General features: G+C 32.2%; 25 protein-coding genes. 12 read left to right on the top strand and 13 right to left on the bottom strand.

Annotated features, from left to right (window positions below; genetic code table 11):
• Positions 1 to 9 precede the first annotated feature (9 nt).
• From BTO05_RS00415 to rpsF, 5 genes are all read right to left on the bottom strand, one after another.
• A complete protein-coding gene (locus BTO05_RS00415; protein WP_087490761.1) occupies positions 10 to 489 on the bottom strand; it encodes a DUF6495 family protein in 480 nt (159 codons plus the stop codon).
• Positions 490 to 522: 33 nt separating this feature from the next.
• A complete protein-coding gene (locus BTO05_RS00410) occupies positions 523 to 1,386 on the bottom strand; it encodes a glycerophosphodiester phosphodiesterase family protein (protein ID WP_087490760.1) in 864 nt (287 codons plus the stop codon).
• Between the two features lie 74 nt (positions 1,387 to 1,460).
• Positions 1,461 to 1,910, bottom strand: coding sequence for a 50S ribosomal protein L9 (gene rplI, locus BTO05_RS00405; RefSeq protein WP_087490759.1), 450 nt, complete (start codon positions 1,908 to 1,910; stop codon positions 1,461 to 1,463).
• 13 nt (positions 1,911 to 1,923) lie between these two features.
• The gene (gene rpsR, locus BTO05_RS00400; RefSeq protein WP_087490758.1) at positions 1,924 to 2,220 is read right to left on the bottom strand and encodes a 30S ribosomal protein S18; all 297 of its coding nucleotides are present in this window, start codon (positions 2,218 to 2,220) and stop codon (positions 1,924 to 1,926) included.
• Positions 2,221 to 2,222: 2 nt separating this feature from the next.
• Positions 2,223 to 2,567 carry a 30S ribosomal protein S6 gene (rpsF, locus tag BTO05_RS00395; RefSeq protein ID WP_087490757.1) on the bottom strand — a complete coding sequence of 115 codons (345 nt, stop codon included), beginning with the start codon at positions 2,565 to 2,567 and terminating at the stop codon, positions 2,223 to 2,225.
• 196 nt (positions 2,568 to 2,763) lie between these two features.
• Between rpsF and BTO05_RS00390 the strand changes: the two genes are divergently transcribed.
• Positions 2,764 to 3,459 (top strand): LytR/AlgR family response regulator transcription factor, encoded by a 696-nt coding sequence (locus tag BTO05_RS00390; RefSeq protein ID WP_073087488.1) that lies wholly within the window; start codon positions 2,764 to 2,766, stop codon positions 3,457 to 3,459.
• A gap of 94 nt (positions 3,460 to 3,553) precedes the next feature.
• On the opposite strand, the gene priA is transcribed toward BTO05_RS00390, so the two are convergent.
• Genes priA through nadC form a run of 3 tightly spaced genes read right to left on the bottom strand, consistent with a single transcriptional unit; the run spans position 3,554 to position 7,823 of the window.
• On the bottom strand, positions 3,554 to 6,010 hold the full coding sequence (gene priA, locus BTO05_RS00385) for a primosomal protein N' (RefSeq protein WP_087490756.1): 2,457 nt from the start codon (positions 6,008 to 6,010) through the stop codon (positions 3,554 to 3,556).
• The gene (locus BTO05_RS00380) at positions 6,003 to 6,953 is read right to left on the bottom strand and encodes a YihY/virulence factor BrkB family protein (protein WP_087490755.1); all 951 of its coding nucleotides are present in this window, start codon (positions 6,951 to 6,953) and stop codon (positions 6,003 to 6,005) included. Before BTO05_RS00380 ends, priA begins: the two co-directional genes overlap by 8 nt.
• 12 nt (positions 6,954 to 6,965) lie before the next feature.
• Positions 6,966 to 7,823 (bottom strand): carboxylating nicotinate-nucleotide diphosphorylase, encoded by an 858-nt coding sequence (gene nadC, locus BTO05_RS00375; protein ID WP_087490754.1) that lies wholly within the window; start codon positions 7,821 to 7,823, stop codon positions 6,966 to 6,968.
• A 77-nt stretch (positions 7,824 to 7,900) separates the two neighbouring features.
• Here nadC and rlmH point away from each other — a divergent pair, with 77 nt between their 5' ends.
• Positions 7,901 to 8,374 carry a 23S rRNA (pseudouridine(1915)-N(3))-methyltransferase RlmH gene (gene rlmH, locus BTO05_RS00370; RefSeq protein ID WP_087490753.1) on the top strand — a complete coding sequence of 158 codons (474 nt, stop codon included), beginning with the start codon at positions 7,901 to 7,903 and terminating at the stop codon, positions 8,372 to 8,374.
• 50 nt (positions 8,375 to 8,424) lie between these two features.
• Here rlmH and BTO05_RS00365 read toward each other — a convergent pair whose 3' ends face one another.
• Positions 8,425 to 8,724, bottom strand: a complete 300-nt coding sequence (locus tag BTO05_RS00365; RefSeq protein WP_087490752.1) for an HPF/RaiA family ribosome-associated protein — start codon at positions 8,722 to 8,724, stop codon at positions 8,425 to 8,427.
• A gap of 163 nt (positions 8,725 to 8,887) precedes the next feature.
• On the opposite strand from BTO05_RS00365, the gene BTO05_RS00360 reads away from it, so the two are divergent.
• Positions 8,888 to 9,262: a thiol-disulfide oxidoreductase DCC family protein gene (locus tag BTO05_RS00360; RefSeq protein ID WP_087490751.1), complete on the top strand. Its 375-nt coding sequence runs from the start codon at positions 8,888 to 8,890 to the stop codon at positions 9,260 to 9,262.
• Positions 9,263 to 9,270: 8 nt separating this feature from the next.
• Here the strand turns inward: BTO05_RS00360 and BTO05_RS00355 are convergent, their stop codons facing one another.
• Complete coding sequence (locus BTO05_RS00355; RefSeq protein ID WP_087490750.1) at positions 9,271 to 11,067, bottom strand: glycoside hydrolase family 2 TIM barrel-domain containing protein; 1,797 nt, start codon at positions 11,065 to 11,067, stop codon at positions 9,271 to 9,273.
• A 26-nt stretch (positions 11,068 to 11,093) separates the two neighbouring features.
• Complete coding sequence (ytxJ, locus tag BTO05_RS00350; protein WP_087490749.1) at positions 11,094 to 11,477, bottom strand: bacillithiol system redox-active protein YtxJ; 384 nt, start codon at positions 11,475 to 11,477, stop codon at positions 11,094 to 11,096.
• Between the two features lie 197 nt (positions 11,478 to 11,674).
• Between ytxJ and clpB the strand changes: the two genes are divergently transcribed.
• From clpB to BTO05_RS14060, 5 genes are all read left to right on the top strand, one after another.
• Positions 11,675 to 14,281 (top strand): ATP-dependent chaperone ClpB, encoded by a 2,607-nt coding sequence (gene clpB / locus BTO05_RS00345; protein ID WP_087490748.1) that lies wholly within the window; start codon positions 11,675 to 11,677, stop codon positions 14,279 to 14,281.
• Positions 14,282 to 14,636: 355 nt separating this feature from the next.
• Complete coding sequence (gene deoC / locus BTO05_RS00340) at positions 14,637 to 15,299, top strand: deoxyribose-phosphate aldolase (RefSeq protein ID WP_087490747.1); 663 nt, start codon at positions 14,637 to 14,639, stop codon at positions 15,297 to 15,299.
• A 20-nt stretch (positions 15,300 to 15,319) separates the two neighbouring features.
• Positions 15,320 to 16,018 (top strand): purine-nucleoside phosphorylase, encoded by a 699-nt coding sequence (deoD, locus tag BTO05_RS00335; RefSeq protein ID WP_087490746.1) that lies wholly within the window; start codon positions 15,320 to 15,322, stop codon positions 16,016 to 16,018.
• A 60-nt stretch (positions 16,019 to 16,078) separates the two neighbouring features.
• Positions 16,079 to 16,498: a hypothetical protein gene (locus BTO05_RS00330; RefSeq protein WP_087490745.1), complete on the top strand. Its 420-nt coding sequence runs from the start codon at positions 16,079 to 16,081 to the stop codon at positions 16,496 to 16,498.
• 73 nt (positions 16,499 to 16,571) lie between these two features.
• On the top strand, positions 16,572 to 17,459 hold the full coding sequence (locus tag BTO05_RS14060; protein ID WP_198295240.1) for a histidine phosphatase family protein: 888 nt from the start codon (positions 16,572 to 16,574) through the stop codon (positions 17,457 to 17,459).
• Here BTO05_RS14060 and BTO05_RS00320 read toward each other — a convergent pair.
• Positions 17,445 to 18,209: a DUF6503 family protein gene (locus tag BTO05_RS00320; RefSeq protein ID WP_087490744.1), complete on the bottom strand. Its 765-nt coding sequence runs from the start codon at positions 18,207 to 18,209 to the stop codon at positions 17,445 to 17,447. The two genes, BTO05_RS14060 and BTO05_RS00320, sit on opposite strands and share 15 nt — an antisense overlap.
• Positions 18,210 to 18,267: 58 nt before the next feature.
• Between BTO05_RS00320 and smpB the strand changes: the two genes are divergently transcribed.
• From smpB to BTO05_RS00300, 4 genes are all read left to right on the top strand, one after another.
• Positions 18,268 to 18,726, top strand: coding sequence for an SsrA-binding protein SmpB (gene smpB / locus BTO05_RS00315; protein WP_087490743.1), 459 nt, complete (start codon positions 18,268 to 18,270; stop codon positions 18,724 to 18,726).
• Between the two features lie 111 nt (positions 18,727 to 18,837).
• A complete protein-coding gene (locus tag BTO05_RS00310) occupies positions 18,838 to 21,297 on the top strand; it encodes a DUF5686 and carboxypeptidase regulatory-like domain-containing protein (RefSeq protein WP_087490742.1) in 2,460 nt (819 codons plus the stop codon).
• A 62-nt stretch (positions 21,298 to 21,359) separates the two neighbouring features.
• Positions 21,360 to 21,887, top strand: coding sequence for a hypothetical protein (locus BTO05_RS00305; RefSeq protein WP_087490741.1), 528 nt, complete (start codon positions 21,360 to 21,362; stop codon positions 21,885 to 21,887).
• Positions 21,888 to 22,002: 115 nt separating this feature from the next.
• Positions 22,003 to 23,835: a Xaa-Pro dipeptidyl-peptidase gene (locus BTO05_RS00300; protein WP_087490740.1), complete on the top strand. Its 1,833-nt coding sequence runs from the start codon at positions 22,003 to 22,005 to the stop codon at positions 23,833 to 23,835.
• A 55-nt stretch (positions 23,836 to 23,890) separates the two neighbouring features.
• Here the strand turns inward: BTO05_RS00300 and BTO05_RS00295 are convergent, their stop codons facing one another.
• Positions 23,891 to 26,131 (bottom strand): response regulator, encoded by a 2,241-nt coding sequence (locus tag BTO05_RS00295; RefSeq protein WP_087490739.1) that lies wholly within the window; start codon positions 26,129 to 26,131, stop codon positions 23,891 to 23,893.
• Between the last annotated feature and the right edge of the window lie 85 nt (positions 26,132 to 26,216).

Raw genomic sequence — 26,216 nt, 5'->3', positions numbered from 1 at the left:
ATATACAAACTAAGATTTTTGTCCTATTAATTTTTCAAAATACTGAAACAACTCACCTTTGGTAATATTGGCTCCTGACTGAATCATTTTGAAAATATCCATATGCTTATCCTCAGAGTAGTCTTTTTTCGCATTAAAAAACTCGATACTGTCTGATAATAAATTATCTCGCAACCACTGAAAACCTTCTTTAGTTGTGAAATCTACCGCAGGATTTTGAATTTTTAAAGCAATCAAATGCATATCCTTTTCCTTACACTTAAATAAATGTATTTGCTGTGGTGAAATATGCTCTAAATACTCAACCTTACTTAATACACCAAGCCAAACTAAGTCACTAAATATATCAAGCTCCTGCTCTGCTGTTTCAGGCTTATTTGCTTTGATATCCTTCCATTCGTCAGCTGTTATAGATTGTGTTGCTAAAAAATTAATAAATTCTTGATGTAGCTCTTCAAACTGTTCTTTTGTAAGTCTTGTGTATTTCATTTTATGCTGAATTTATTTCAGTATCTCTTCAGATTATTTTTTAATTTGTTCGGCAACGGCAAAAGGTCTATCTGTAGCTAACATATCTACACCTAGGTCTAGCCATTCGCTATAAAGCACATCTCCTCTTGTTTCGGCTCTCTTATCTAAGTTACCAAGTGTACCCAGCATACATAGAATATCATTATCATGTAGTTTTTTGAATAATGATTTGTCTGAAAGTCGAGTACCTGTAAAAGCAATCATGTTTTTTGTCGGAATGCCTGATTTTAAAAGTGCATCTACTTCCCTATCATTTCTTCCAGAAACTGAAAGCATCATGTCTGGTGCGGATTTGTATGCGAATTGTGCCTGAGCTAAGTCGTAAGTAATTATAATACATACATCTTCGGCATTAGCATATTTAATAGCCTTAATAACCTCACTTTGAGGTACACTTCTTTTGATGTCTACACTTAAAACGACGTTATTTTTTTTACTCCAATCCAAAACCTCATCAAATAATGGCATTTTAAAATTAGTTTCATTTCCGTAATCATCAACTAAATTGAAGTTTTTTAGTTGTTTATAAGTCAGGTTTTTAACTAAACCAGTACCGGTAGTTGTTCTATCGATAGAATTATCGTGCATTAAAACCAATTTTCCGTCTTTGGTTTTTGCTATGTCTATTTCATAAATAGCAGACATACTTTTATTTACGTATTGAATAGTTTCTAAACAGTTCTCAGGGTAATTTTTTATCGATTTTCCACCACGATGTACACTTATCTGTGGTGCTTTATTATTACTGTAACGAAAAGTTTCTAATAATACCGAATCACTTGACTGCTCATTACTCTTTTCTGTTTTACAGCCAAAAAAGAATAAACTAAAAACTAATACATAAATATATCGCATGACTTTTGATTTTGAATTAATAAAAAAACCGTTTAGGTATTAACTAAACGGTTTCAAAATTTGTAAAAAAGAGATTAAGCTTCAGCAACAACCTCGAAAGGCATGTCTATAACTACTTCTCTATGCAATCTAATAACTGCATTGTATTTTCCTAAACGCTTAACGTTACCACCAATTACATTGATAAATTTCTTTTCAATGCTGTGACCTTCTTTTTGTAAAGCACCAGCAACATCAATGTTGTTTACAGATCCAAATAATTTATCTCCTGATCCAACTTTAGATGCTATTTTGATTTCTAAATTGTTTAATGCATCAGAAATTTTCTTAGCATCATCAATTAATTTTTGCTCTTTAAAAGCACGTTGCTTTAAGTTTTCTGCTAAAACTTTCTTTGCAGATACTGTAGCTAAAATTGCTTGTCCTTGAGGGATTAAAAAGTTTCTACCATAACCGTTCTTAACTGTTACAATATCGTCTTTAAATCCTAAATTCTCAACGTCTTGTTTTAATATAAGTTCCATTGTTATGATAAATTTATTTTAATAAATCCGCTACATAAGGCATTAATGCCAAGTGTCTCGCTCTTTTTACTGCTACAGAAACTTTTCTTTGGTATTTTAAAGATGTTCCTGTTAAACGTCTTGGTAACAATTTACCTTGCTCGTTAACAAATGATAGTAAAAAGTCTGCATCTTTATAATCTACATACTTAATACCTGATTTCTTAAAACGACAGTACTTCTTAGCTTTTGACGTTTCTATGTTTAAAGGTGTAAGATATCTAATCTCTCCTTCTTTTTTTCCTTTTGCTTGTTGGTCTATAGATGCCATAGTTACGCTTTTGCTTTTTGTTTGTTTCTATCTCTTCTTTTAGCAGCCCAAGCAATAGCATGCTTATCTAACTTTACAGTCAAGTAACGCATAAAACGCTCGTCACGTCTAAATTCTACCTCTAAAGGCTCAATAGCCTCACCAGCTACAGTGTACTCAAATAAGTGATAAAAACCACTTTTTTTGTTTTGGATTGGATAAGCTAACTTTTTTAAGCCCCAATCTTCTTTGGCAATCATCTTAGCTCCTTTAGAAACAAGAAAGTCTTCGTATTTCTTTACTGTTTCCTTTATCTGGTCGTCAGATAAAACGGGATTTAAGATGAAAACAGTTTCATAATGATTCATAAAAATTGTTTATTAATGTTAAAAACGGGTGCAAAAATACACATTATTTGTAAGTACCACAAGTGATTATATGTAATTTTTGAACCAATTTCTACTTAAACAAAAATTAAGTTTTTTTACACTTTAACGATGATTTTTGGTATTTGTCCGAATTTTTTGTACTATTGTCGAAGCTTAACCTAAAAACAATAATGTTATGACCTTAAACTGTGTAGTTGTAGATGACTCTGCAATTCAGCGTTTATCTATAGTAAAGCTTATAGAAAATCACGAGTCCCTAAATCTCGTTGCTGAATATAGTAGTGCATTAGAAACTAAAAACGGATTAAATACGAAAAAAGTAGATTTAATCTTCCTTGATATCGAAATGCCTGTTCTTAATGGTTTCGAACTTCTAGATGTCTTAAATAACAAACCCCAAATTATTTTTGTCACTGGTAAGACCGAATACGCATTTAAAGCATTTAATTACGATGCTACAGATTATCTTCAAAAACCTATTACCAAAGAGCGTTTCAATCAAGCGGTTGAGAAAGCTATTGAACAACACAAACTAAAACTAGACTTTAACGAAACTGAAGGTGAACACATCTTTGTTAAGAGTAATCTTAAAAAGCGTAAAGTTTATATCAAAGACATTAAATGGATTGAAGCACTTGGTGATTACGTAAAAGTAGTAACCGAAGAAAATAGTCTTGTGGTTTTATCCACGATGAAAGCTTTTGAAAAAGAACTGCCTGAAGGCAAATTTCTCAGAATCCATAAATCTTATATCGTCAATCTAGACAAGATTGATCGCTTTAACAGTAAAAATGTTGAAGTCGGAGCATATGAAATACCCTTAAGTCGAAATAAGAAAACGCAACTTGTTGATGCGTTAAATAATATGTAATTCGCTTAAAACCCCAAAATTAGGTTAATACCTAAATCATTAGAAGTGATTAGAAAATCTCATTGGAAACAATGAGATTTTTTTATATCAATTTTTAATAATTATCCACATTAATGATTACCCTAACTGATCTAAAATCTTTGACTGCATTAAAGCTATTATCTATTCTTGCAATTGCTTCTTTAGTCTTTGGTAAAGACTGATTTTGAGGAATTTTGATTAAAATATTTTTATGGTATAAATTTCTAATTCTTGATACAGGTGGAAATTCTGGACCCAAAACATTTGTTTTAAAATACAGCTTCAAAGATTTAGCATACCAATCAGCTGCCAAGTTTACTCGATTATAATCTTTATGTTTTAGTGTAACTTTTATAAGGCGAAAAATTGGCGGGTATTTGTAATTATATCTATCATTTAACTGTTCCTTATACATCTCGGTGTAGGAGTTAGTAGAAACCTGCTGTAAAATATTATGATGCGGGTTGTAGGTTTGTATTAATACTTTTCCTCGTAAATCTGTCCGTCCAGCACGTCCAGAAACCTGTGCCATGAGTTGATAACTACGTTCATGAGCTCTAAAATCTGGAAAATTGAGCAAATTATCAGCATTTAAAATGCCTACTAGTTTTACATATCTAAAATCTAAACCTTTAGTAATCATTTGCGTACCAACTAAAACATCAATTTCTCGCTGTTCAAAACGAGTTATTAACTTCTCGAAACCATATTTACCTCTTGTAGTATCTAAGTCCATTCGTGCCACTCGCCTATCAGGAAACAAAGCCTTTACTTCTTCTTCTATTTGTTCTGTTCCAAAACCCTTAGTATCCAAAGTTATATTACCACAAGCTTGACAACTTTTTAACATTGCAGAATTATAACCGCAATAATGACATCGCAGTTGGTCTCGGTATTGATGGTAGGTTAAACTCACATCGCAATTAGGACATTGTGGAGAGTTACCACAAGTCGTACATTCTACAATTGGAGAAAAGCCTCTCCTGTTCTGAAATAGAATAACTTGAAAACCTTCTTCAAACGCTTCCGTCATTTCTTCTATTAATCGGTCACTAAAATGACCTTTCATACGTTTACGTTTGTATTTATCAGCTAAATCTACCAGCTCTATTTCTGGCATTAAAACGTCATTATAACGCTTTGTAATCTCCACTAAACCGTATTTTCCTTCCGAAGTATTATAGTAAGTTTCTAAACTTGGTGTCGCAGTACCCAAAAGTGTTTTGGCATTAAACATATTTGCTAAAACTATAGCTGCATCTCTCGCATGGTATCTTGGTGCTGGGTCAAATTGTTTATAAGATTGCTCATGCTCCTCATCGACAATAATTAAACCTAAATCTCTAAAAGGTAATAATAATGAAGACCTTGCTCCTATTATTATTTGTGCCTTCTCAGAATTGTTTAAAATGTTGTTCCAGGCTTCAACACGTTCGTTACCAGAATATCTGGAATGAAATACTGCTACCTTTTCTCCAAAATAATCTTGCAATCGTGAAACCAATTGTGTAGTTAAAGCTATTTCTGGCAGTAAATACAATACTTGTTTTTGCTGTTCTAATTGTTTTTCTATCAGCTTAATGTAAATCTCCGTTTTTCCCGAAGATGTTACGCCATGTAATAAGACGACTGACTTTTCTTCAAAAGAGGTATTTATCTCCTCAAAAGCTTTTTGCTGATATTCATTGAGCTGTTTTGACTCAGCTCCAGCTTCACCTTCAAAATTGACACGATCAGTTTGGATATGGTATTCTTCCAATATTTTTTTATCAATCAAAGTTTTTATGATTGCTGATGATGCGCCACTTTTTTCAACCAATTCAGTAACTTTTATTGCTTTTTGTGACGTTGCTTCTAACTGAAACAAAGTCAAAACCACATCACGTTGCTTTTTAGCTCGATTTAATAATTCTAATAATTTCTGTAGTTTATCTTCAGATTTATGATGCTCATGCAATCGAACATAACGTACTAATTTAGGCGTGTATTTCTGATAAATTTCTTCTTGAAGTTGTATAATCCCTTTTTCAACTAAGCCATTAATGATTGGCAAAACACGTTTCTTATCTAAAATTGAAATTACATCTTGAATCTTTAAAGATGATTGATGATGCAATGCCTCATAAATCAAAAACTCTTCGTCCTTTAATTCTGAATCATTTACTATAGCATCTTCTACTTTTGAAATAATAGTTTCGCTTTCTATAATAAATGCGTTTGGTATTGCCGCGCGCATTACTTCTCCTAAACTACACATGTAATAACTAGCAATCCATTGCCAATGCTCTAATTGCTTTTCTGTTACTAATGGTTTATCATCTAGTATTTGATGGATGGTTTTTGCCTCGTAAGCTATTGGTGGCTTATTGTGAATTTTATAAGCTAATGCTGTATAAATTTTGCTCTTGCCAAAGGGTACAGCAACACGTATACCTGGTTTTAGAAATTCAGCTTCGGCTTCTGTAATATGATAAGTAAATGCTTTCTGAAGTGGAATTGGCAATATGACATCTATAAAATGATTATTCATCTGCTGGTGTCATTTCATTTAGCTTATGCAACCCTCTTAAAGTAGCATTAAGTTCATATCCAAGTAGTAAAATATTAGCATTAAGCCATAGGTATAATAACAAAATCAATAAAGCGCCTATAGAACCATACAACTCATTGTATTTCGAAAAATTATCGATATAAATACCAAATAAATATGAGGTTAGAATAATTAGCAATGTTGTTAAGAGTGCACCAATTGAGAAAAATCGTGTTTGTCTACCTTCTTTAGTTCCAAAATAATATAATGTGGCTGTAGCCAAGTAGACCATAACTACAAAAAAGAGATATTTTGCAACTAAAATCCATTGTCGATTGGTCGCTTCTTCAGTACCGAAAGCCTCATTTATTGGTACAATAATATATACTTGCGTATAAATAAAAACTGCTACAGTAAACAGAACTAAAAACGCCAAAATAAGAGCTATGCCTAGTGCATATAGATATTGTTGAAATACATTTCGTGTTAATTGCTCATGGTACGAATTCTCGAAACCAGAAAATACTGCATTGACACCGTTAGCCATCAGAAACATTGATAACAAAAAAACAGATGATAATAAGCCTGCTTGACTATTACCCTCTAAGTTTTCGAAAATAGTAGACATAAAAAAGTCCGAAGTTTGTGCAGGTAAAAATGACTCTAAAAACTTAGAAAATTCTACATCAAAACCATCAATGGGTATTACAGGAATAAGAATAACAACAAACAATAAAAATGGGAATATAGACGTAAAAAAACTAAATGCAATTGCACTAGCACGAGTCGTTAGTGTGCCTTTGACAATACCTAACCCATATAATTCTAATAAATCGTAAACTGATAAACCCTCAAAAGCTGGCAGCTTAATTTTTTGGCAAAAACGCACCAAAATATTAATTACCGGTATTTTTTTAAGCTTATCTTCTATCGATTTTGACATAAAAAATAGCGTTTAAACTGCTTTTAGGCTCAAGTCCATATTATACACAGAATGTGTTAATGCACCTGATGAAATAAAATCAACACCACACTCTGCATAGTGTCTCACCGTTTTTTCGTTAATACCACCTGAAGATTCTGTTAAACATTTATCGCCAATTAATTTTACAGCTTTACGAGTATCTTCATAATTAAAATTATCTATAAGAATTCTGTAAACACCACCGCAATCCAATATCTCTTGTATTTCATGTAGGTTTCTAGCTTCGACAATAATCTTTAAGTCCCGATTGGTTTTTTTTAAATAGTCTTTTGTCTTATTTATAGCTTTAGAAACACCTCCTGAAAAGTCGATGTGGTTGTCTTTAAGCATAATCATATCGTACAATGCAAAACGATGGTTTGTTCCGCCTCCAATAGTTACTGCCCATTTTTCTAAAGCTCTTATGCCTGGTGTCGTTTTACGAGTGTCTAAAATCTGAGTACCTGTTCCTTCTAACAAATCTACAAACACTTTGGTTTTAGTAGCTATAGCACTCATACGCTGCATTGCATTAAGTACAAGTCTTTCGGCTTTTAAAATAGATTGTGAAGCACCTTCAATATAAAACGCAATATCACCATATTTTACATGACTTCCGTCTTCAATTAATGTTTCAACCTTCATATCAGTATCAACATAGTCAAAAACTTGTTTAGCAAATTCAACTCCTGCAATTACACCTTTGTCCTTAACCAAAAGTTTTGCTTTCCCTTGTGCTGAAGCTGGTATACAAGCTAGTGAACTATGGTCACCATCTCCAACATCCTCACGAATCGCGTTAGCGATTATGAGCTCTATTTCTTTATTGAATTGTTCTTTTGAAATCATTGATACTATTATTTAACGTAAAAATAGGAAATTGATTCACGAATTGATTCAGAAAAAATGAAATTGTAAATTTGAACATGCAAATAAAATTGATAGCCATTGGCAAAACTGATAACAAACAACTTCAAGCCTTAATTGAAGACTACCAAAAACGTTTAGGTTTTTATATTAAGTTTAGTCTTGATATTATTCCAGACATCAAAAAAGCAAAACATTTATCAGAAGCTCAGCAGAAAGAAAAAGAAGGCGAGCTCATTCTAGCTAAAGTTCAGAATTCTGAAGTACTTATTCTGTTAGACGAAAATGGAAAACAGATGGATTCTGTAGCGTTTTCAAACTATATTCAAAAACATTTAAACTCTGGCGTGAAGCAAATTATTTTTGTCATTGGTGGTCCATATGGTTTTTCAGATGCTGTTTACAAGCGTTCTAACAGTAAATTAGGTTTGTCCCAAATGACATTCTCACACCAAATGGTTCGTTTATTTTTTATAGAGCAGTTATACCGTGGTTTTACAATATTAAAAAATGAGCCTTATCATCATAGATAAAAAAACTCGAGACTTTTATGCCTCGAGCTTTATAATTATTATTAACACAACTAGTAAACTTTATATGTTTCTTTACGTTTATCTAATTGACGTCTCAAATCGTTTATAGTCTCAGTAACTGCTAATTCATATTCTCGCTCATTAGATTTAGCAAAAATTCTTGGACCAGGAAGACTCAACTCAATATTACAAATTTTACCAGCTTCGTGGTCTTTACTATCGTGTTTAAAATAAACTTGTGCTGAAATTAAAAACTCAAATTTATCATTCAATTTTTCTAATTTCTCTACAGTGAACTGGGAGAGTGTTTCACTTACATCTGTGTCTACGTATTGAAAATTTACCGTCATAATCATTCTATTTTTGGTGTTAAACTTATATCCCTAAGATACGATTTAATACAGTGATACCGACTAACATTTATCATAAAAAAGAATTAAAAAATAACCTAGCTTGAAAGTTGCATCCAATAAGTTCGTCTACTGCTATATTAATCAACTAATAAAAACCAGAATGGAAAAAGATATTATAATTTTTGATGGGGAATGTAACCTTTGTAACGGTGTAGTTGGCTGGTTGTTAAAATTTGCTCCAGAGGACATGTTTCAGTTTGTAGCATTTCAGTCTACCTACGGACAACAATTACTAATAAAAAATGGCTTCCCTACCAAACGTTTGGATACTGTTATTTTAATTGATGACAATGGGGTTAAAACTCACTCTGATGGTTTTATACGCATCATCTCAAAAATTCCAAAATGGAAACGTGTTGCTGCTCTTCTTGGTTTTATACCAAGATTAATTAGAGATTATATTTACAAAACAGCTTCTAAGAATCGTGTAAAGTGGTTTGGAAATTCTAAGAGTTGTACTATTGATTTCAAATAATCTACAAATTATTCAAAAACAATATTGTCAAGGTATATTTTGTGTCCTTGACCAATACCACTAGAGAACAGAACAAAACCTGAACGAATACATGAAAGATCCTGTCTTTTAGTTTTAATTGTATACTTTTTCCATTCTTTAGTTAAAATAATTTCAACAGATTTTTTAGCAGTATCTGGAAATGGCTTATCCTTATCTATAAGACCAAAACCAATTGTTGCCAAAACCTTATTACTCGTGGCTTTTGCCCAAAAACTAAAAGATTTTGCTCCTGATATGTCATAACCTCCTAAAATATTACCCCAATCATTAGCAGGATCTACCATGGCCACTCCATACCAGTCATGACCAACATTATAACTTATTTCAATTGCTGTTTTTCCAGACTGGACGTTATCTGTATGATTTAAATCAATGTTTAGTGCTCTATAATTTCCCATTAACCCAGAAGGAACATATGGAATTTCGTTATTATCCTTGTAGACGTAGAAAGGTAAATCTACTTTAGGCACCAAGTATTTTTTCTTTTTAGAGTTCTTATCAAATACATCAATAACATCTGAAGCAATAGCAAGATTACCATAATTATCATTGACGTACACATATATTTTAGTAGCACCATGAACCTTAGGAAGTTCTATTTCAAAACCACCCTTTAAAGACCCACGATGATTAAGTTTTTTTATGGCATCTCTACGTTTCCTACTTCCTTTTCTGTGATTATAGTAAAAACTAAATTCTAAACTGTCATTGTCCTTATCTGTGACATGTAAATCTACAGGCAACCATATTTCACTTTTAGCATTAGTCTCAGTAAGCACAAAGCTTTTTATAAAAGGTACTTTATTATCTGGTTTTTTGCCAGTATAAGCTTCACGTATTGCCCAATATTGAGGGCGTTTATATCCATTTACATGTGTATACAGCCATGGAGATATAAAATTATTGCTATTAGAGTAATGAAATACATAAACACCTAAACACGATGGCTTATCTACAATCCAATCTTTATAGCCTGTGACAATAGCATCATATTTTTCTGTATCACTAGGTTCTATCTTTACGGCTAACTTTTCGTTCTTTATATCCCATTCACCCGTGACTCCAAATTCGGTAATGATGTAGGGTTTGTTAATATTTCGTTTATTTAACTCTTCTTGCAAAAAGTTGGCCCCAAAACCATAGCTATTAAGCCCATAAATATCAATTGAAGGCACATGCTTTTCCCACCAATCCATACCAAATGTCCATGCTTCAACTGATGTAACTGGGTGATTTGGGTCTAATTCTTTTATTTGACTACATATTCTTTCTAATAATTTTGAATAAGCTAATTTTTCTTCTTCTGTGCCTATATTAAGGTACACTTCATTACCAATGCCCCATGTAAGTATTGCTGGATGATTTTTGTAACGATTAACAACTTTAATTGCATTATCATACATTGCCTCCTTACCTTTAGTATCTTTCAAATAATTAAAGCTGTCGTCATCTTCCATTCCTGGTCTACCATGACGCATCCAGATACCCATCATGACTTTTATGCCATTGGCATGAGCATTGTCCAATAGTTTTAGAGAATTATCTCCAGTAGCCCAAGTTCTAATTGTATTTACACCTAAAACTTTTAATTCCTTAAAATAATTATCGTAGTTAGCCGTGTCTTTATCATAACCAAAGGTTACACCCTTGACTTTAAAATCATTTCCATCAACTTTTAAAAGCCATTTGTTTTGAGATTTCTCAACTGTTGTCTGCGAAGACAATAGGGACGAGAAAAACAGAAGGATAATGAGATAGCGCATTTTTAACTTAGAATTTAAAATATTACTTATACAAATTGTTCTAACTCAATCTCATTAATAGCACCATGACTCGCATGAGTAACAGCATTTCCGTTTCTGATTACTATTAACTGAGGTGATTGGTGCATTACTTGAAATTTGTAACCAACCTCATTAGAAACCTCTCTATAATTTAATAAATCGAGATAATACAAATCTGCATTTAAATCTAAATCGTACATAGATACAAACTGATTCATCACCATACGACTAATACCACATCGTGTAGAGTGCTTAAATACCAACTGTGTTTTACCATTAGAACGTTTTTCAATTTCAGACAATTGACTTACATCTGTTAAGGCTTGCCACGGCAAAACTTTTTCTTCTTTGGGTTCAGACGAACCAAACATTTTATTAAATAAACCCATAAATCTATATATCCTTTTTAGCTAAGTCGTAATAATAATTACGACTTACAACAAGTCAAAAAGTCAGCAATAACAATGCTTTTTCAGACATTTTGTCTTGTTCAATGAGTTGGTAAGATAATTGAAATAAACCTAACAGAAAAAGAAAATAACAGTCAAACTCGAGGATAATCGACAAGACACAAAAAACATAAAATATGAATTTTAATAACTATACAATTAAATCGCAAGAAGCCATACAACAAGCGCAACAAATTGCGCAATCTCATGGCCATCAACAAATTGAAAACGAACATATTTTTAAAGGTATACTTAACGTCGATGAAAATGTGTTGCCATTTCTATTAAAAAAACTAAATGTAAATAACAACTTACTAGAGCAGATACTTGATGCAGCGTTAGAAAGCTTCAGTAAAGTTACTGGTGGAGACATTATGCTGTCTCGAGAAGCTGGGAAAACTATTAATGAAGCCTCAATTATTGCTAAAAAAATGAACGATGATTTTGTGTCTATTGAACATTTGGTACTAGCCATTTTTAAATCGAAATCTAAAATTGCTCAAGTTTTAAAAGATCAAGGTGTTTCAGAAAAAGCCTTAAAAGCATCTATTGAAGAGTTACGCAAAGGCGACAGAGTCACATCACAAAGTCAAGAAGAAACGTATAATTCATTAAACAAGTATGCAAAAAATCTAAACCAGTTAGCGCAAGACGGAAAACTTGACCCAGTTATTGGTCGTGATGAAGAGATTCGAAGAATTCTTCAAATATTATCGCGTCGAACCAAAAACAATCCAATATTAGTAGGTGAACCTGGTACTGGTAAAACCGCTATTGCCGAAGGTTTAGCACACAGAATTATAGATGGTGATATCCCTGAAAACTTAAAAGACAAGCAAATTTTTGCATTAGACATGGGTGCTTTAATTGCTGGCGCAAAATTTAAAGGTGAATTCGAAGAACGCTTAAAAGCCGTGATAAAAGAAGTTACAACTTCTGATGGTGATATTGTGTTATTCATTGACGAAATTCACACGCTTGTAGGTGCTGGTGGCGGTCAAGGTGCCATGGATGCAGCAAACATCCTAAAACCTGCTTTGGCTCGTGGCGAGTTACGTGCAATCGGTGCCACAACTCTAGACGAGTATCAAAAGTACTTTGAACAAGACAAAGCATTAGAACGTCGTTTTCAAAAAGTTAACGTTAATGAACCAGATACCGAAAGTGCAATTTCTATTCTTCGCGGTATCAAAGAGAAATACGAAACACATCATAAAGTACGCATTAAAGACCAAGCAATTATTGGTGCGGTAGAGTTATCTAGTAGGTATATAACTAATCGTTTCTTACCAGATAAAGCCATTGATCTTATGGACGAAGCGGCTTCAAAATTGCGTATGGAAATCAATTCAAAACCTGAAGAATTAGATGTCTTGGACCGTAAAATAATGCAACTCGAAATAGAGCATGAAGCGATTAAGCGTGAAAAAGATGAAACGAAGTTAAAATCTTTAAAAGCCGAATTAGCAAATTTAAAAGAAGAACGTAACGAGCTCAATGCGAAATGGAAGAATGAAAAAGAAGTTGTTGAGAATGTTCAGAATATAAAACAAGACATTGAAAACTATAAGCTTGAAGCTGAACGTGCTGAGCGTGATGGTGATTATGGCAAAGTAGCGGAAATACGCTACGGTAAAGTTAAAGAAGCAACTGAGCAACTAGAAGTATATCAAAAACAACTGGCAGAGCAACAAGAAACAGCTTTAATCAAAGAAGAAGTGACTTATGAAGATATTGCAGATGTAGTCGCTAAATGGACAGGAATTCCTGTAACCAAAATGATTCAAAGCGAACGTGAAAAGTTGCTAAAACTTGAAGACGAATTACACAAACGTGTGGTTGGACAAGAAGAAGCCATTGTAGCTGTTAGCGATGCCGTTCGCCGTAGTCGTGCTGGATTACAAAATCCGCAAAAACCAATTGGAACATTCTTATTTTTAGGAACAACTGGTGTTGGTAAAACGGAATTAGCAAAAGCATTGGCTGAATATCTTTTTGATGATGAAGCTGCCATGACACGTATTGATATGAGCGAATATCAAGAGCGTCATTCGGTAAGTCGTTTGGTTGGTGCGCCTCCAGGATATGTAGGTTATGACGAAGGCGGACAATTAACCGAAGCCGTAAGACGCAAACCGTATTCTGTAGTCTTGTTAGATGAGATTGAAAAAGCACATCCTGACACCTTTAATATACTACTTCAAGTTTTAGATGAAGGTAGATTAACAGATAATAAAGGTCGTATAGCCGATTTTAAAAACACAATTATCATCATGACATCTAATATGGGAAGCCATATTATACAAGAACGTTTCGCTGCTACGGAAGATATTCCTTCAGCCATGGAAGCTGCGAAAGTGGATGTTTTAGGATTATTAAAACAAACAGTTAGACCGGAATTTTTAAATCGTATTGATGACACTATATTATTTACTCCGTTATCTAAAGATAATATTGTAGAGATTGTAGATTTACAACTTAAAAGTATTACAAAAATGATTGCACAGCAGGGTATTACATTTGATGCAACACAAGAAGCAAAAGCGTATCTAGCAGAAAAAGGTTACAATCCAGAATATGGAGCACGACCAGTTAAGCGTGTAATTCAGAAAGAAGTATTAAATCAGTTAAGTAAGGAAATCTTAGCAGGTAAAGTGTCTACAAACAGCATAATTCTCTTAGATGAATTCGATAAGGAATTGGTTTTTAGAAATCAAGGCGACTTAGTTATCGAAGAGATTTAAAACTTTCTGTAACAAAACAGTCACTAATCAGTCTATATAATGATTGGTTGGTCTGCTTAGCGGCAGACAATCTAAGGCAACATAAAATTAGATGTGGAGACGTTCATATTTAAAATAGTGTTGCCTTTTTTATTATGTAGCTTTAAAAGCGAATTGTATTCTCACAAAATTTAGACGAATTCTAAACTTTTCGATGAAATGCACTGTAAAACACTTACAAAATTTTCTTTTTGTCGGATAAATCATTAATTTTATCGAGCTAATTAATTCCATCATAACTTAAATCAAGATTCCATTCTTGTTAAGTTTCCCTTTTTACTCAAATTGAGAATAATATTAAAAAACCTAAACCCCCATGGAATTAAATGCATATATTGATCATACTTTATTAAAACCAACTGCTACAGAAAAGGAAATTATTAATTTATGTAATGAAGCTATTACATACAATTTTCGCACTGTCTGTGTAAATAGTTGCTATATACCAATTGCAAAACAAGTGTTGAAAGAAACACCTGTAGGGATATGCACTGTCGTTAGCTTTCCATTAGGAGCTATGTCTACAAAAGCTAAGATATTTGAAGCACAAGAAGCCATTGAACAAGGTGCTACAGAGATTGATATGGTTATGAACATTGGCTTCTTAAAAAGTAGAAATTATGTAGCTGTTTTAAAAGATATCAATGATATTAAAATTGCAATAGGCTCTACTCCTCTAAAGGTTATACTTGAAATTAGCGAGCTTTCAAAAAACGAAATCGTTAAAGCTTGTGAAATATGTATAGATGCAAAAGTTGATTATGTAAAAACTTCAACTGGCTTTTCTAGTAGTGGTGCAACCTTAACTGCAGTTAAGATAATGAAGAAAACAGTAAAAGGTCATGCAAAAATTAAAGCTTCTGGAGGTATCAGAAACTATGCAACAGCTATGAAATACATTGAAGCTGGTGTAGAGAGGATTGGGACCTCATCTGGTGTTGATATGATGAATAATCAAAATCTTAAAGTTGCTAACTAAACTTTAATTACCTTTATGGTATGAGTGTACATATTGGCGCCAAAAAAGGCGAAATTGCAGAAACTATTTTACTTCCCGGCGACCCATTAAGAGCCAAATGGATTGCAGAAACTTTTTTTGAAAACCCTATTTGTTTTAACGAAGTTAGAGGTATGTACGGTTATACTGGCACCTATAATGGAAAAAAAGTATCTACAATGGGTACTGGAATGGGTGTTCCTAGTATTTCTATTTATGCAAATGAATTAATTACTGAGTTTGGTGTAAAAAATCTTATACGAGTTGGTAGTGCTGGTTCTTATCAAAAAGATGTAAATCTCAGAGATGTTGTATTAGCTATGGCTGCATCATCAACTTCTGGTGTTAATGAGTTACGTTTTGGAGGTGCCGATTACGCACCTACAGCAGATTTTAATCTTTTTATAAAAGCTGTTGAAGCTGCAAAACGAAAAAATATTCCGATTAAAGCTGGTAATGTTTTATCATCTGACGAATTTTATGAAGATGATATAGAGTCCTATAAAAAATGGTCCAAGTTTGGAGTGCTATGCGTTGAGATGGAAGCTGCAGGTCTATATACAGTAGCTGCAAAACATAACGTTAATGCACTTGCTATTTTAACGATTTCAGACTCGCTAGTTTCGGGAGAACGTACAACCAGTAAAGAACGTGAGACTACTTTTAAGCAAATGATTGAGATTGCTTTGGAGTTGGTTTAATTTTTATAAAATTACGCAACCATTTTTGGATTTATACATCTAATTAATAAATATGCCTTTATGAGAATTAGACTTTTACTATTATTTTTAATCTCACTTTTATTTTTTAATTGTAATACTGAAGATGACTCAACAGTAAACTTACATCCTATTGTTGGTGAGTGGCAACTAATAGAAACTCGTGATGGTTTTAGTGGTGGTTCTACATTTTATAATCAGAATGATGTTGTTTATAAATTCAATTCTGACAATACTGTAGATATTACTAGCACTATTCCTGAATTTGAATCACGGATTTCAACATACGAAATAAGTTTTGATTGCTTTATAGAAGGTTGCCCAGGAAATAATGGGAATATTACAGATATTATAACTATTGATTCTAATAGAAATATAATAGAACAACTGGATAATAGTAATTTATGGTTCGGACAGCAAATATTTGATGGACTTGATTTCATATTCGAACGTCTACCCTAGTTTTTAACATAGCTTTTATACTAACAATTAATTTCTAAGTTATATTTGAAGTAACCATTCATTCAATATTATTATGAAATCTATCTTCTCTACTCTTTTATTAATATTTACATTATTTGCTTTTGGTCAAGATACTTCTGACAAAGATCAAATAGAAGCTACGCTAAACAATTACATTGATGGCTTCTATCAGGGAGATACTCTGAAACTAAAAGCAGCTCTAAAACCAAGACTTTATAAATTTGGTTACCTAAAGGATAAAAAGACTGGCGCATATAAATATTATCAAGACTTACCTTTTGACAAGGCATTAGCTTTGGCACAACGTATCAAAGAGCAAGGCATGACACGTACTGAAACCAAAATGCGTGGCGTTAAGGTTTTAGAAATTGCAAATCATATTGCATCAGCTAGAGTGACTGGCGCTTGGGGTTTAGATTACATATTATTATCCAAAGACAATGGCAAATGGATGATAGAGCAAGTTATCTGGGAAGGTCCATTTCTTAAAGAATATAAAGAAAAAAGTACTACTACATATTACCTTATCCGTCATGCAGAAAAAGACCGTTCGGATAAAAACAACCGTAACCCTCATTTGACTGAAAAAGGCTTAAAACGTGCTGATAATTGGGCTAATGTCCTAAAAGACGTAAAATTTGATGCTGTTTATTCTACAAATTATAATCGTACCAAAGAAACTGCTATGCCTACTGCAAAAGCAAATAGTTTAGAGCTTCAATTTTATGACCCACGCAAAATGGCGTCAAAAGATTTTCTTGCTAATACAAAAGGTAAAAATGTACTTGTCGTTGGACATAGTAACACTACACCTATGTTTGTAAATGCGCTTTTAGGAGAAAAAAAGTATGACATGATTGATGATAATAATAATGGGAATCTATATATAGTAACCATTACAAATGATAGTAAAACATCAAATGTTTTAGTTATTAATTAAATCTACATTAACATTTTCGAGTTCTATTTTAGATAAAAGTTTCAAGCTATTTTCATTAAAGGCTTTTCCTAAATTATTTAATCCAAAGAATTGGTCAGTCTCTTTGTAGTTGTTATAATCTACAAAACGTAAACCATTAATATAACGTTCGTTATAGGATTCTCTAAAACGTCTGCCTTTTCCATCGTCTTCATTATATGAATATGCAAGATAATCAGGTTTATAGCTGGTTTTATTTATCCAATAAATGAAAACATCTTCGTAATCTTCGCCACCACCTTCTTTATTAAAAGTAACTTCTATTTTATAGTAATTCTTGTTTTTAATCTGCTCCTCTCCTATTAATTTTTTATTTACTGCTTTGTCGTTTAGACCATAAGGTAAAACTGAAAAATAATGTACAGAATTTACGGATGCTATATAGGACTGTTTTTTATCGTCAGTGACAGACGAAACTTCTCCATTAATAAATCTTGTAAAACCGTTATTATCAATAACATCATTAATGTAGCCTTCTGAATCATCAAATTCTCTTTCAAACTTAAATTTTCCATTATTTCTTTTAGCTCGATAAGACTTATCTCTAAAATTAAATTCTATTAAAGCGTTTTTAAATGTATCACCGCCAGAAACAGTAATTGATTTATTAACTATTTCATTGGCTGTTAAAGGTTTGACTTCTACTCTAGAGTTTTCATTCTTACAATTAAAAAAGAACACACATAGAAAGAGGATGTATAGGTTTTTCATTTTCAAAATTTAAAATTTTGTAGTCGTAAAATTAGGGATTTGCTTACATTTGTCAAGCATGCAGCAGAAGATTAACATACTCAATAAAAAAGCAAAATTTCAATATGAAATATTGGACAGGTATACTGCTGGAATAGTTTTATCAGGTACTGAAATAAAATCTATTCGCTCTAGCAGAGCGTCAATTGCAGAGAGTTTTTGTGAGTTTAATGACAAAGGCGAACTTTTTGTTATAAATATGACTATTGAAGAGTATGCATTTGGTAATTACTACAACCATGCACCAAAAGCCACCCGTAAACTACTACTCAATAAACGGGAACTAAAAAAGCTAGAAAAAGAGGTCAATATTAAAGGCAACTCAATAATTCCGTTACGCTTGTTTATTAATGAAAATGGATTAGCCAAGCTAGAAATTGCATTAGGAAAAGGTAAAAAACTCTACGACAAGAGAGATACCATAAAAGACCGTGATAATAAGAGGAATCTAGACAGAATTAAGAAAAATTTCCAATAATTTTAGGATAGCTCTAACGTTAGTACGTTAAGTTTTAATCTATGTTTGATTTTTAAGGCAACCATTTTTTAAATTGTCACGTCTATATAAATAAATCATCAAATCATAAGCATGCAAAGAACTCTACTTTTTACTGTATTACTTTTCACAACATTTTTCTCATTTTCTCAAATCAGAGGTAAAATTACAGATGCTAAAAACCAGCCGCTACCTTTCGTTAATGTATATATAGAAAACACTTATAAAGGAACAACTACTAACGATGCAGGAAACTATGAATTAAATGTCACTGAAATAAAAAATTACAATTTAGTATTTCAGTATTTGGGTTACAAAACGATTAAGAAATCTATAGAGGTAAAAGAACTTCCATATACCATGAATATAACTCTAGAAGAAGAAAACGTTTCTTTAGATGAAGTTGTAATAAATTCCGAAGAAAATCCTGCAAATATTATAATGCGCAAGACTATAGCAAAGCGAAAGGAAAATCTTGAAAAAATAAAGAGTTACTATTCTGATTTCTACTCTCGCGGATTAATAAAAATTGAAGATGCACCAGAAAAATTTCTTGGCCAAGAGGTAGAAATTGATGGACTAGATTCTACCAGAAGTGGTATTATTTATCTTTCAGAAACCATTTCTAAGCTTCAATTTTTAAGGCCTGATAAGCTTAAAGAAAAAATTATAGCCTCTAAAGTCAGTGGCGATGATAATGGTTTCAGTTTTAACAACGCACAAGACGTTAACTATAATTTTTACAATAACACTATCCCTTTTGGTAATCAGATTATATCTCCAATTGCCAATAATGCTTTTGGATATTATCGCTATAAATTAGATGGCGTATTCTATGATGACCGCGGAAACCTCATCAATAAAATAATTGTGACTCCAAAACGTGAAAATGACCCAATTTTTTCTGGAACTATTTATATAGTCGAAGACCAATGGACAATTTACGCACTAGAATTAGATATTACTGGAGCTCAAGCCAGAATTCCAGTAGTAGATACCATTACATTAAAACAAAACTTCTCTTACTCACAAACTGATGATATTTGGGCAAAAATATCTCAGAGTATAGATTTTAAATATGGGCTTTTTGGAATCAAAGGAGATGGCCGATTTACTGCTGTATATAGCAATTACACATTTAACCCATCAATTTCTAAAAAGGATTTTGGTAGAGAATTAGTAGCATTTGAGAATGAAGCCAACAAAAAAGATTCATTGTATTGGAATAAAATTAGACCTGTACCATTAACAAAAGAAGAGGTAACAGATTATGTCAAAAAAGATAGTATCCAGTTAGTGAGAGAATCTAAACCATATTTAGATTCTGTAGACAGAGCTCGAAACAAATTTAAATTAGGTAATCTTTTGGGTTACACCTATCAAAACTCTCATAAAGATTACAGTTTTGGTTTTGATATACCTATTACGGAAAGCTCCTTTAATACCGTTCAAGGTTGGAATGCTAATGCCAACATATTTTATAGAAAAAGTTATGACGAATTTAGGCGCTACTTTTCGGCAACTGCAAATATAAATTATGGCTTTTCGGACGATAGATTAAGAGCTACCGGAGTTTTAACTTATAAATTCAATAATGTTAGTCGCTCTTTTGTTAGCCTAGCTGGTGGTGTTACTGTAAATCAGTTTAATGCAACTAATCCAATCTCTAAGACCGAGAATACTGTTGCTTCTCTGTTTTTTATAGAAAACTACATGAAGCTATACGAGCGTCAGTTTATACAAGCAGGTTATTCAGAAGAATTATTTAATGGTTTTAGAATCAATTCAAATTTAAGTTATGAAAGACGAAGTGCGCTTTTTAATACAACTGACCAAACCTTTTATCCTGAAGCAGATAAATCATACACAAGTAATAATCCATTAAATGAAACTGCTTTTGGTGTAGCACCATTTGAAAATCACAATATCGTAAAGTTTAATCTTTCGGCAAGAATCAATTTTGGGCAAAATTATTTAAGTTATCCTGATAGTAAGTTTAATATTTCTAATGACAAGTATCCAACGCTTATATTAGGTTATGAAAAAGGTCTTGGCACTACAAATAGCGATTATAATTTTGACCAAATCAAAGCGCGATTGTACCAGTCATTTACTGTAGGTAATAAAGGGCGTTTTGGCTATAATATAAGAGGTGGGAAGTTTTTTAACGCCGATGATATTGCCTTCATGGATTTTCAACATTTTAATGGAAATCAAATTAATTTTAGCCGTCGTGGCAACTACACTAATGTTTTTAACAACTTAGGGTATTACGATGCAAGTACCAATGACAGTTATTTAGAAATGCATGCCGAACACGATTTTAATGGTTTTATTTTAGGAAAAATACCATTACTAAATAAGCTTAATTTTAATCTCGTTGTCGGTGCTCATAACCTTTCAACACCTGATAATAAACCTTATCAAGAATTCTCTATAGGTTTAGACAATATTGGTTGGGGTAAATGGCGTTTTTTAAGATTTGATTATATTAGGTCTTACCAAAACGGGTATCAGGGCGATGCTTTTGTGTTTGGCCTAAAGTTTTTCTAGACGCTTTTGTCACACCGAATGAGAAACCAAAAGGAATTTCATAATTATAATAAAATTGAATCATGAAAAAATTAATCGTTTTACTTACTTTATCTGTTGGGCTTAACCTATTAGGACAAGAAAAAGAAACACCAGATTACTCTAAAAACGTTTCAACTTTAGACAGTACAATTGAGACATTATATTCGGTAATATCAGGAGATAAAGGTGTTGAAAGAAACTGGGAGTTATTCAAGCATTTATTTCATCCAAATGCCAAGTTGATTCCTACTGGAAAAAATAAAGACCAAGAAACTATTGCACGTTTTATGTCACCTGATGATTATATAAAAACCTCAGGAAAATGGCTCTTAGAAAATGGATTTCATGAAGTAGAAATTGCTCGAACTACTGACACTTTTGGTAACATCACACAAGTCTTTAGTACTTACGAATCTTTTAGAAGTAAAGCAGATACCAAACCATTTATGAGAGGTATTAACAGTATTCAGCTTTTAAATGACGGAAAGCGTTGGTGGATTATAAACATCTATTGGATGCAAGAATCTGAAACTACTCCAATTCCTAATAAATATTTACCAAAGAATTAATATTAGGTAATAAACAGTATTTAATATATCAACAGTTTACCAAACAAAACCTTAAAGTCATTTGTGGTTTAAGCATTAGTGCTTATTTTTAACATCAAAGAACACAATTCCTATTATGAAATATTACTTAAAGACTATAACAACATTAGTTTTAGCACTTTCAATTTCACTTATTAGTATAGCTCAAGAAAAAGCAAAACTAATTTTTAAAGATGGTGAAGCACAAATTGTTGAAGCCTTTAGTGACGCATCAAAATACTTACGACATGACCTTTGGGTAGAAACAGAATTTGACACTGATGGTGATGGTGAGCTAGACCGAATGCATGTATCTGTTACGCGACCTGAGCAAACAGAAACCGAAGGTTTACAATTACCTGTCATTTATGTAACAAGTCCATATTTTGCCGGCGTTGCTGCTGATGCACCTGGTACGATGTGGAATGTAAAACATGAAATCGGAGAGATTGGAGAAGAACGTTTTCATCCAGAAGTAAAACGCAGAGGAAAACGTCCAATAATTTCTAACTCTCATATTAGAAAATGGGTACCTAGAGGCTATATTGTTGTGCACTCTTCGTCTCCTGGAACTGGATTGTCCGATGGCGCACCAACAATTGGTGGTCTTAATGAAGAATTAGCTCCAAAAGCTGTAATACAATGGTTAACAGGAAAAGCAAAAGGATTTACAGAACGAAATGGTTCTGAAGAAATTAAAGCGTATTGGTCAACCGGAAAAATAGGTATGACAGGAACTTCATATAACGGCACACTTCCATTGGCAGCTGCAACGACTGGTGTTGAGGGTTTAGAAGCTATTATCCCAATTGCGCCTAATACCTCATCGTATCATTATTACCGTTCTAACGGATTAGTTCGTTCTCCTGGTGGTTATTTAGGTGAAGATATAGATGTTCTTTATGACTTTGTCCATAGTGGCGATGAAGATAAACGTGCGTACAACAACAAAACTGTTCGTGATACTGAATTAATGAATGGTATGGATAGACAAACCGGTGATATGAACGATTTTTGGTACAATCGCGACTATTTACCAAAGATGAAAAACATGAAAGCAGCATTATTTATGTCTCATGGTTTTAACGATTGGAATGTAATGCCAGAACATAGCTATCGTATTTATATGAAAGCAAAAGAAATGGGACTAGATACAAAGATTTATTACCATCAAAATGGTCATGGTGGACCACCACCAACATCTCAGATGAATAAATGGTTTACCAAATACCTACATGGTATTGATAATGGTGTAGAAAATGAAGAAAACAAAGCCTATATAGTTAGAGAATACGATAGCAGACAAGAACCAACAGCTTATAAAGATTACCCGAATCCAGATGCACAAGACGTTGTTTTAAATTTGACCTCTGGCGGAAATAAAGCAGGTGGATTAACAACATCAAAAGGTAATAAAGCTACCGAAAAACTAACTGATGATGTTAGCTTCTCATGGGAAGACTTAGTGAAATCAGAAAATTCTCAGAATAGATTATTATATGTAACGACTACTTTGAAGCAAGATTTACATATTTCAGGAGTGGCAAAAGTGAGTGTTGCTCTATCATCAAATAAGTCAGCAGTTAACCTATCTGCTTATTTAGTTTCTTTACCATTTGAAGATGGAGAAAAAATTAAGATTACCGAAAATTTAATCACAAGAAGTTGGGCTGACCCAAAAAACTACAAGTCCTTAACTGATGAGGAAGATTTAAAACCTGGGAAGTTTTACACGGTAAATTTCGATTTACAACCAGACGACCAAATTATCAAAAAAGGACAGCAAATTGGTCTTATGATTTTTTCTAGTGACCCAGAGTTTACATTACATCCAAAAGCTGGTACAGAGTTATCAATCAAACTAAACAAAACAACATTGAGTTTGCCAGTAGTTGGTGGTAAAAGTGCTTATAAGAAGGCAATAGATTAGAATATTAAACTAAGTTTATTAAAGACACCTTTAATTACGAATATTAAATTTCTATCTAATTCTCTTTATTCTTTTCTAAATACAGGAATTTAGATATAAGAGCTTCAGTAGTATATGGTTTTACAATTATAGCGTCAATTCCATGACATAAAATCTCTTTTTTAGGATCAAGAAAGTCTGTTGCAGTTAGAGCTATGATTGGAGTTGTTGTATCAAACTTTCTTATTAATTTACTAGCCTCTATACCATTCATTACAGGCATATTAATATCCATTAAAATATAATCGAAGGTATTATTTTTAGCCAGACTTACAGCTTCCTTACCGTTTTTAGCGGAAGCATAAATCATACCGTGTTGGTCTAGCAATTTTCTGGTAACAAGTCTATTAATTTTATTATCATCAACTATCAATATATTTTTTCCTTTAAGGTATTCAATATCTTTAATAACTTTACTCTTATATAATTTTTTTTCGTCTCCTACAGCTAATTCGATATTAAAAGAAAAAGTAGTTCCTTCATTATAAACACTATGCATTTGCAACTCGGTTCCAAAAACTTTTAAAATTTTATTTACTATAGTTAAACCTAACCCAGTCCCTACAATATCATCATCAATAGAATCTTTTGCCTGGGAAAATTCATCAAAAACAGTTCTTTGATCATCTGGATGAATACCACGTCCGGTATCTTTTACTTCAAAATTTAAATTCAACTTATCGTTAAAATTTTCTTTATGAGTTACACTTATAACTATAGAGCCATCCTCCGTAAATTTACTAGCATTACTAGTTAAATTAAATAAAATTTGAAGCAGTTTATTTTTATCACCATAAATTACATTAGAGATACGGGAATCTATATTAACTGAGACTTTATTGTTATGTTTTTCATTGAGAAAGGAAAAAGACTCTACTACATTATCTAGTAGTTGTTTTAGGTCAAAATTTAAATTATTAAGCTCCTTTCCATTTGCGGATGAAAATTTATTAATGTTTAAAACATCATTAACTAAAGACAGTAAATAATCTGCAGAAAATTTCAAAGAATTAAAATCATCTTTAAAGTCATTTAGCTTTGGGTTATTTAAAAATGATGAGGATAATCCTATTATACCATAGAGTGGTGTTCTTAATTCGTGACTAATTGTTGATAAAAAACGTGTATTACTCTTAGCTAATTTTTCTGACTTCTCTTTAGCTTTTAGATACTGTTTATTTTTAATCTTTAGTCCAATTAAAAGCTTTTCTCTTTTTTTTCTTAACCAAATTAAAAAAACAAATGCTAGAACTAAAAACATACTAAAAACCACGAGTGAAATTAAATATATCCTATCTCTATTAGCCTTCTGCAAGACTAATTCATTTTTCAATTCTGACTCAATTAAATCTTGCTTCATTTTATCCATGCTCATTTCAATTCTTGCAATTTGAAGCTGCTTAATTTTATCTTTTTCATATTTTATATTGGTCAAGGAATCATAAACTCTATAGGTGTTAACTGCATTTATAAAATCGCCAGTTAATTCATAAGCTTTTAGTAAGCGTTTATAGTTTCCTAACCTATAAGTCTCATCTAAATATTCTTTATACTCTAACGATTTTAACGTATTAGTGATAGCCAATTCTGTATCATTTTCTAGCATGTTTATACCTGCTTCAATATACTTTATTGCACCTTTAAAAGAAGGACGCATTTGTTCTAAATCTTTTGATTCTAAATAACTTATAGCTTTGTTTAATTGATACTTAGCAGCATTTATATCTTTCATTTCCATATACTGCTCTGCAAGGTTATTGTGCAAGATGTATTTAACAAGATTACTTCTTTTTCCACCATAATCAATCTTCAACCCTTTTTCAAAATACTCTGCAGATTTTTTTCTATCAGTCTTAAAATAGGTATTCCCAAAATTTATATATGTATTTACTACTGCAAGCGTATCGTTTTGTTTTTCAGACACCTTCAATGCTTTGTTAAAAAACAGGTTTGCATTATCAAAATCTTCAAGTTGAATAAAAGTATTACCAATAGCATTGCTCATTCTTAACTCTAGCTCAGAATCATTCAAAGCAATTGCATTTTTTAAAAGCGCTGGTCCTTTTTCGAGAATTACATTATAATTAGCTCTCCTAAACTCAGTAAGGAGTTCTTTAGAAATAGAATCTAACTCTACTGCATTAAAATTAGTAGCAACTACATCTAATAAAGGTGCTTTACTATTTTTATTTTGAGAGAATGAAATAAATATTATGCATATAGAGCACAGGAAAGCGTTAGTTAATTTAGCAGGCATTAGATGTAGGTTTATTTATTAATTTGATTATCAGGGATAACTAAAATAATAATAATCTGCCAGAAATATTATTATATATATTTAA

Source organism: Winogradskyella sp. PC-19 (assembly GCF_002163855.1).
Classification (GTDB): Bacteria; Bacteroidota; Bacteroidia; order Flavobacteriales; family Flavobacteriaceae; genus Winogradskyella.
The sequence above is the reverse complement of the archived record's forward strand: the minus strand, read 5'-3'. Positions and strand labels throughout refer to the sequence as shown.